Annotated in this window: 1 protein-coding gene and 2 rRNA genes; 2 read left to right on the top strand and 1 reads right to left on the bottom strand. The window is 51.0% G+C overall.

Annotation, left to right across the window (positions count from 1 at the left end; all coding sequences use genetic code 11):
• Window positions 1-220 (top strand): 16S ribosomal RNA (locus NQ018_RS11255); the annotation flags it as partial.
• 16 nt (window positions 221-236) lie between these two features.
• On the opposite strand, the gene NQ018_RS11250 is transcribed toward NQ018_RS11255, so the two are convergent.
• Window positions 237-461: a hypothetical protein gene (locus NQ018_RS11250; protein WP_257061019.1), complete on the bottom strand. Its 225-nt coding sequence runs from the start codon at window positions 459-461 to the stop codon at window positions 237-239.
• A gap of 224 nt (window positions 462-685) precedes the next feature.
• Between NQ018_RS11250 and NQ018_RS11245 the strand changes: the two genes are divergently transcribed.
• Window positions 686-1,311, top strand: a 23S ribosomal RNA gene (locus tag NQ018_RS11245); the annotation flags it as partial.

Below are 1,311 nucleotides of genomic sequence, written 5' to 3'. Positions count from 1 at the left end.
TGAAGTCGGAGTCGCTAGTAATCGCAGATCAGCAACGCTGCGGTGAATACGTTCCCGGGCCTTGTACACACCGCCCGTCACGTCATGAAAGTTGGTAACACCCGAAGCCCATGGCCTAACCCCTTTTTTGGGGAGGGAGTGGTCGAAGGTGGGATCGGCGATTGGGACGAAGTCGTAACAAGGTAGCCGTACCGGAAGGTGCGGCTGGATCACCTCCTTTCTAAGGAGCTTTACTTTTAATTGTTTTTCAAATCCGGGTGGAGCAACACCACGCAACCTTTTTCTCTGATCACCGTTTGGTGGTGGTTGGGGGTTGTGAACACAACGTAAAAGAAACCAAAAAAAACTATTACTGCTGCATGCATGCATGCTTGTGTGTGTGGTGGTGGGTGCAGGAACATGGTTGTTGGTGTGTTGGCATGCTGTTGGGTGTCTGGGATGATCACGTTGTTTTCAGGCACACAATTAGGTTCATGGATGGCTGTGTGTGACACTGTTGTGTTGCGTGGTTGTGTGTGGGTTTGTTGTGTGCTTGTGTGGTGTCCTTTTTTGTGTTGCTTGGTTTGCTGCAAAACATGCGGTTGTGTGTGTTGTGGTGGCTTAAGTGGTGTTGTGTGAGAACTGTATAGTGGACGCGAGTATCTTTATTCTTTATTCTTTTTGATTTTTTGTGTCTGGTGTTTTTTGTGTGTTGTGTAAGGGCACACGGTGGATGCCTTGGCACCAATAGCCGATGAAGGACGTGGAAGGCCGCGATAGTCCTCGGGGAGTTGTCAATCGAGCGTTGATCCGAGGGTGTCCGAATGGGGAAACCTGGCTGTGGTTATGTGCAGTTACCCATCACTGAATGTATAGGTGGTGTGGGGGTGACGCGGGGAAGTGAAACATCTCAGTACCCGTAGGAGAAGAAAACAATTGTGATTCTGCTAGTAGTGGCGAGCGAACGTGGATGAGGCTAAACCATATGCGTGTGTGACGTGTCAGCGGTTGCGTGTGTGGTGTTGTGGGGTTTCAACGTGGGTTGTCTGACAGTGACCCGCCCTTTTACTGGTTGTGTTAGCGGAAGTGGCCTGGGATGGTCTACCGGAGTAGGTGAGAGTCCTGTACGTGAAAGCATGGTTGGTGGGGTTGTTGGGATACCCGAGTAGCAGCGGGCTCGTGGAATCTGCTGTGAATCTGCCGGGACCACCCGGTAAGCCTAAATACTATTGGTGACCGATAGCGGATAGTACCGTGAGGGAATGGTGAAAAGTACCCCGGGAGGGGAGTGAAAGAGTACCTGAAACCGTGTGCTTACAATCCGTCAGAGCC

The organism is Corynebacterium kozikiae (assembly GCF_024580965.1).
Lineage (GTDB): Bacteria > Actinomycetota > Actinomycetes > Mycobacteriales > Mycobacteriaceae > Corynebacterium > Corynebacterium kozikiae.
Note: the sequence above shows the minus strand (reverse complement) of the source record. Positions and strands in the feature narration are given on the sequence as shown.